At 60.7% G+C, this 6,387-nt stretch carries 7 protein-coding genes; 5 read left to right on the top strand and 2 right to left on the bottom strand.

Features of this window, described 5'->3' with window-relative positions:
• The first annotated feature begins 236 nt into the window (after nt 1-236).
• The 5 genes from purM (at nt 237) to B3397_RS13435 (ending at nt 4,895) form a co-directional block, all read left to right on the top strand.
• Nucleotides 237-1,295 (top strand): phosphoribosylformylglycinamidine cyclo-ligase, encoded by a 1,059-nt coding sequence (purM, locus tag B3397_RS13455; protein WP_296250845.1) that lies wholly within the window; start codon nt 237-239, stop codon nt 1,293-1,295.
• Complete coding sequence (gene purN / locus B3397_RS13450) at nt 1,295-1,945, top strand: phosphoribosylglycinamide formyltransferase (protein ID WP_296250842.1); 651 nt, start codon at nt 1,295-1,297, stop codon at nt 1,943-1,945. Before purM ends, purN begins: the two co-directional genes overlap by 1 nt.
• A gap of 8 nt (nt 1,946-1,953) precedes the next feature.
• A complete protein-coding gene (locus B3397_RS13445) occupies nt 1,954-2,664 on the top strand; it encodes a DUF3108 domain-containing protein (protein ID WP_296250840.1) in 711 nt (236 codons plus the stop codon).
• Between the two features lie 393 nt (nt 2,665-3,057).
• Complete coding sequence (locus B3397_RS13440; protein WP_296250837.1) at nt 3,058-4,398, top strand: dicarboxylate/amino acid:cation symporter; 1,341 nt, start codon at nt 3,058-3,060, stop codon at nt 4,396-4,398.
• Between the two features lie 314 nt (nt 4,399-4,712).
• Nucleotides 4,713-4,895 (top strand): hypothetical protein, encoded by a 183-nt coding sequence (locus tag B3397_RS13435; protein WP_296250835.1) that lies wholly within the window; start codon nt 4,713-4,715, stop codon nt 4,893-4,895.
• Nucleotides 4,896-4,962: 67 nt separating this feature from the next.
• On the opposite strand, the gene B3397_RS13430 is transcribed toward B3397_RS13435, so the two are convergent.
• Complete coding sequence (locus tag B3397_RS13430) at nt 4,963-5,505, bottom strand: DUF2058 domain-containing protein (protein WP_296250832.1); 543 nt, start codon at nt 5,503-5,505, stop codon at nt 4,963-4,965.
• A gap of 27 nt (nt 5,506-5,532) precedes the next feature.
• A complete protein-coding gene (mazG, locus tag B3397_RS13425) occupies nt 5,533-6,366 on the bottom strand; it encodes a nucleoside triphosphate pyrophosphohydrolase (protein WP_296250831.1) in 834 nt (277 codons plus the stop codon).
• Between the last annotated feature and the right edge of the window lie 21 nt (nt 6,367-6,387).

Below are 6,387 nucleotides of genomic sequence, written 5' to 3'. Positions count from 1 at the left end.
TCCCTGGGGGAGAGGGAGCTAGAAGCAGATCACCAATATCCGTAGCACCATCGTACTGCTCCCTCTCCCTCAGGGAGAGGGCTGGGGTGAGGGGACCATTCACCGCCGATCCCCCGCCCACCCGGAACAACCGTCGCACTGCGCTGGTTCCTCACCCGCAAGCCTGATAAAATCGCGCGCCTTCGTGGATCGACGACGGTCGACTCCCCCGACTCCCTCCTTTAAAGGCCTGGATCATGAGCAATAAACCCTCCGTGAGCTACAAGGACGCCGGTGTAGACATCGACGCCGGTGAAGCATTGGTCGAACGCATCAAAGGCGTCGCCAAGCGCACCGCGCGGCCCGAAGTCATGGGCGGCCTCGGCGGTTTTGGCGCCCTGTGCGAAATCCCGGCAGGCTACAAGCAGCCAGTACTGGTGTCCGGCACCGACGGTGTGGGCACCAAGTTGCGCCTGGCGCTGAACCTCAACCAGCACGAAAGCATCGGCATCGACCTGGTTGCCATGTGCGTGAACGACCTGGTCGTCTGCGGCGCCGAGCCACTGTTCTTCCTCGACTACTACGCCACCGGCAAGCTCAATGTCGACACCGCCGCCACCGTGGTGACCGGCATCGGCGAAGGCTGCGAGCTGGCCGGTTGCTCCCTGGTAGGCGGTGAAACTGCTGAAATGCCAGGCATGTACGAAGGCGAAGACTACGACCTGGCCGGTTTCTGCGTCGGCGTGGTGGAAAAGGCCGAGATCATCGACGGCAGCAAGGTCGCCACCGGTGACGCGCTGATCGCTCTGCCTTCCTCCGGCCCGCATTCCAACGGTTACTCGCTGATCCGCAAGATCATCGAAGTGGCCGGCGCCGACATCGAGAACATCGAGCTCGACGGCAAGCCCCTGACCAGCCTGCTGATGGCGCCGACTCGCATCTACGTCAAGCCGCTGCTGCAACTGATCAAGGACACCGGCGCAGTCAAGGCCATGGCCCACATCACTGGCGGCGGCCTGCTGGACAACATCCCGCGCGTCCTGCCCAAGGGTGCCCAGGCTGTGGTCGATGTTGCCAGCTGGCAGCGCCCGGCGGTATTCGACTGGTTGCAGCAGCAGGGCAACGTCGACGAGCACGAGATGCATCGCGTCCTCAACTGTGGCGTGGGCATGGTGATCTGCGTGGCCCAAGCTGACGTCGAAAAAACCCTTGCCTCCCTGCGCGCCAACGGCGAACAGCCTTGGGTCATCGGCGAAATCGCCACCGCTGCCGAGGGCGCAGCCCAGGTCGAGCTGAAAAACCTCAAGGCTCAGTGATGCCTTCGACTTGTAACGTAGTGGTGCTGCTGTCTGGCACCGGCAGCAACCTGCAGGCATTGATCGACAGCATCCAGGCTGGGGACAACCCGGCCCGCATCGCAGCGGTGGTGTCCAACCGCGCCGATGCCTTTGGTTTGCAACGCGCCCGGGACGCAGGCATCGACACCTGCGTTCTCGACCATCAGGGCTTCGAGGGCCGGGAAGCCTTCGACGCTGCGCTCATCGAAGTCATCGACCAGCACCAGCCACACCTGGTGGTACTGGCCGGCTTCATGCGCATTCTCAGTCCTGCCTTCGTTCGCCACTACCAAGGGCGCCTGCTCAACATCCACCCTTCCCTGCTGCCCAGGCACAAAGGTCTGCACACCCACCGTCGCGCCCTCGAGGCCGGCGACCGGGAACATGGCTGCAGCGTGCACTTCGTCACCGAGGAACTCGATGGCGGGCCTCTGGTCGTACAGGCAGTAATCCCGGTACAGTTGGGCGATACGCCAGAAGCTCTGGCGCAACGGGTTCACGCCCAGGAACACCAGATCTATCCGCTGGCGGTACGCTGGTTCGCCGAAGGCCGCTTGCGCCTCGGCGAGCACGGCGCCCTGCTCGATGGCGAGCCCCTGGCCGCCAGCGGCCACTCGATTCGACCCTAGGAGTTTATATGCGTCGCGCCCTGCTCTTCGCTCTTGCCTTGCTGACCCTGCCGGTGCATGCCGCGGACCTCAAGCCCTTTTCCGCCAGCTACACCGCCGATTGGAAACAGTTGCCCATGAGCGGCACCGCCGAGCGCAGCCTGAGCAAGGGCGCCAACGGTGAGTGGACCCTGGCTTTCAAGGCATCGATGATGATCGCCAGCCTCAATGAAACCAGCACCTTGCGCATGGACAAGGACGTGATGCTGCCGCAGACCTACAATTTCGAACGCGGCGGCCTGGGCAAGGCCCGCAAGGTCAACCTGGATTTCGACTGGGCCGCCAAGAAGGTGACCGGTACCGATCGCGGCGACGCCATCAACCTGCCGCTCAATGCCGGCGTGCTCGACAAATCCACCTATCAGTTGGCACTGCAGCATGACGTGGCCGCTGGCAAGAAGTCGATGAGCTATCAGGTCGTAGATGGAGACGAGATCGACACCTACGACTTCCGCGTCCTGGGCTCCGAAACAGTCGCCACCAAGGCCGGCCAGGTCGAAGCGACCAAGGTCGAGCGCGTGCGCGACCCGACGCAGAGCAAGCGCATCACGGTGCTGTGGTTCGCCAAGGACTGGGACTACCTGCTGGTTCGTTTGCAGCAGGTGGAAACCGACGGCAAGGAATACAACATCATGCTGCAGGATGGCACGGTGGATGGGAAGTCGGTGAAGGGGAGCTGAGGCTGCCTGTTTGATGTGAAGAAGAGGCCCAGGTGGCCTCTTTTTTTGTAGGTAATAATTAAGATCGGTGGCAGACCTTTCACCGAGCGAGTCAGCCCACCCCTCCGACCAAACCGGCGGATATCCGCCACCCATCCCCCTGCCCCACCCCCATCGGGCGGAATCCCGCCACATATCTGCCACCCGTCCTCTTTCGGTTTGCATCGAAGGCCACGCCTGCTGGCGTTCTACACTGCATTGAGCAGATCTGGCACGCGCCCTGCAATAAAGTTCGCAGAGGCCTGCCAACACGCAGCTCGCCCACAACAAATCCCTCCAGACAGGAGGGTTCGTGCTTTAGGTGTCGTAAACACTCTGGAACGAGTGCCAGGCGATACACTTGAGGAACTTGCAATGACGACTCGTCAGCCACTGTACAAATCGCTGTATTTCCAGGTGATCGTTGCGATCATCATCGGCATCCTGATCGGCCACTTCTATCCCCAGTTTGCGGTCAAGCTCAAACCATTCGGTGACGGCTTCATCAAGCTGATCAAGATGGTCATTGCCCCCATCATCTTCTGTACCGTCGTCAGCGGCATCGCCGGCATGCAGAGCATGAAGTCAGTCGGCAAGACCGGTGGCTACGCCCTGCTCTATTTCGAAATCGTCTCCACCATCGCCCTGATCATCGGTCTGGTCGTGGTCAACGTGGTCAAGCCGGGTGTCGGCATGCACGTGGACGTTTCGACACTGGACGCTAGCAAGATCGCCAGCTATGTCTCGGCGGGCGCTGACCAGAGCATCGTCGGCTTCATCCTCAACGTGATTCCGAACACCATCGTCGGCGCCTTCGCCAACGGCGACATCCTGCAAGTGCTGATGTTCTCGGTGATCTTCGGCTTCGCACTGCACCGCCTGGGCGCCTACGGCAAGCCTCTGCTGGACCTGATCGACCGCTTCGCCCATGCCATGTTCAACATCATCAACATGATCATGAAGCTGGCGCCGCTGGGTGCATTCGGTGCGATGGCCTTCACCATCGGTGCCTACGGCGTTGGCTCGCTGGTGCAACTGGGCCAGTTGATGATCTGCTTCTACGTCACCTGCGTACTGTTCGTGCTGCTGGTGCTGGGCGCCATCTGCCGCGCTCACGGTTTCAGTGTGGTCAAGGTGATCCGCTACATCCGTGAAGAGCTGCTGATCGTGCTGGGTACTTCCTCTTCGGAGTCTGCCCTGCCGCGCATGCTGATCAAGATGGAACGTCTGGGCGCGAAGAAATCGGTGGTGGGCCTGGTCATTCCAACCGGCTACTCGTTCAACCTGGACGGCACCTCGATCTACCTGACCATGGCCGCCGTGTTCATCGCCCAGGCGACTGACACCACCATGGACATCACGCACCAGATCACCCTGCTGCTGGTCCTGCTGCTGTCCTCCAAAGGCGCTGCCGGTGTCACCGGTTCGGGCTTCATCGTACTGGCGGCTACACTGTCGGCCGTTGGCCAACTGCCGGTGGCGGGTCTGGCGCTGATCCTGGGTATCGACCGCTTCATGTCCGAAGCCCGCGCGCTGACCAACCTGGTCGGTAACGCCGTCGCTACTCTGGTCGTGGCCAAGTGGGTTGGCGAGCTGGACGAGAAGGTGCTGCAGACCGAACTGGCTTCGGGTGGTCGCGCCATCGTCGATGGTCGTCCCGAAGATGACCTGGGCGTTGCTGAAGGCCAGGAGCCTGCACCAGGCAGCCAGCGTTGATGTGACGTTGCTGGAATGAAAAGAGCCCATCTTCGGATGGGCTTTTTTGTGGCTTCAGGGCTCGATTAAGCGGTCATGGCCGATGGTCAGTCACCGCCGGAACCACACCCCGAAGCGTTCCATGAATTTAGTTTCACCCAGCCCAAACCACTGCGACAATCCGCCACACCCCTTGATTCACAAGGCTTGAGCGATTGCGTCAGATTCTGCAAAACACCCTTGCAGAAATCGTCGGTTTACTTAGCCAGCTAACCAACTCTATAAAAGAGTCCTGCACACGCCTCGCTGCAGATATTAGAGATTGGAGCTTTCCTATGACTGTTAAAGTAACCGAACGCGACGAATCACATATGTCCCACGAAGGCGTAGCCGCGGGTATCCAGATCTGGGACGTCTATCAGCAAGACCTGCTGGTGGGGATGTTCCATAACGAGAGCGACGCCCACAGCTACAAGAACGAGCTGGAAACCCTGGAAAGCCAGCGCACCCAGAATTGATCGAGCATTGCCCATGAAAAACCCCGCCTGAGCGGGGTTTTTCACGGGCACGATTGCGTCCTGTGGATCACCACATCAGGTCATCCGGGATCTTGTAGGCGGCGTACGGATCTTCGGCCGAGTCGACCTCCTCGGTGGCCACATTGAGCATCACGATACGCTGTGGCGCACGCTCCTGTACCTTCAGCGCCGCTTCACGAGGAATGACTTCGTAGCCTCCCCCATGCTGCACGATGGCCAACGAGCCGTTGCTCAGCTTGCTGCGCATCAGGTTGTTGACCGACAGGCGCTTGACCTTCTTGTCATCGACGAAGTTGTAGTAGTCCTCGGTGGTCAGCTTGGGCAGGCGAGTGGCTTCGATCAGTTGCTTGACCTGGGCGGCCCTGGCCTTCTCTTCCGCTTTGTCCTGCTGCTGGCGGTTCAGCTCCTGGTCACGCTTGGCTTTCTCGGCCATGGCTTCCTGAGCCAGACGCTTCTGCGAATCGTCGATCTCGACCTGGCCCTTGTTCTCCAGGCGCTTCTGTTTCTGCTTCTCTTTGCTGACTTGCTTGACCTGCTTCTGGTTGACCAGGCCAGCTTTCAATAATTGGTCGCGAAGGGAAAGGCTCATGGTGCGTTACTCACTTGATCAAACGGCTCAGCCACAGCTGGGCAGGTTCTTTTCCTGACGTTTGGCTTCGCCCCACAGGGCGTCCATGTCTTCCAGGGTGCAATCTTCAATGTTGCGATGGGTATCGCGCAATGCCTGCTCGATAAATCGGAAGCGCCTGTCGAACTTCCTGTTGGCGCCGCGCAGGGCATTTTCCGGATCGACCTTGAGGTGCCGGGCCAGATTGACCACGCTGAACAGCACATCGCCGATCTCGTCGGTGATCGCGGCGTTGTCACCACTGGCCATGGCCTGGAGTACCTCGTCAAGCTCCAGGCGCACCTGATCCAGCACCGCCAACGGCTCGGGCCAGTCGAACCCGACACCGGCGGCGCGCTTCTGCAACTTGGCCGCGCGCGCGACTGCCGGAAGCGCTGCCGGCACGTCATCGAGCAGGGACAGCTGCACGCCGACGCCGGCCTGCTCGGCTCTTTCTTTGGCTTTGATCTGCTCCCAGCGCTCCTTGACCTGGTGTTCGTCCAGGCGCGGGGTATCCAGCGGCGCATAGAGATCGCCGGTGGGGAATACGTGCGGGTGGCGACGGATCAGCTTGCGGGTGATGCTGTCCACCACTGCGTCGAATTCGAAGCGTCCTTCTTCGCGGGCCAACTGGCTGTAATAGACCACCTGGAACAGCAGATCGCCGAGCTCGCCTTGCAGATGCTCGTAGTCTTCGCGCTCGATGGCGTCAGCGACTTCGTAGGCCTCTTCGAGGGTGAAGGGCACGATAGTGGCGTAGGTTTGCTTGACGTCCCACGGGCAGCCGTACTGCGGATCACGCAGGCGGGCCATGAGGTTCAGCAGGTCTTGAAGTTGGTACATGGGTGGTCTCTTGGCTATGTG

Source organism: Pseudomonas sp. UBA4194 (assembly GCF_002379585.1).
Taxonomy (GTDB): domain Bacteria; phylum Pseudomonadota; class Gammaproteobacteria; order Pseudomonadales; family Pseudomonadaceae; genus Aquipseudomonas.
Note: the sequence above shows the minus strand (reverse complement) of the source record. Positions and strands in the feature narration are given on the sequence as shown.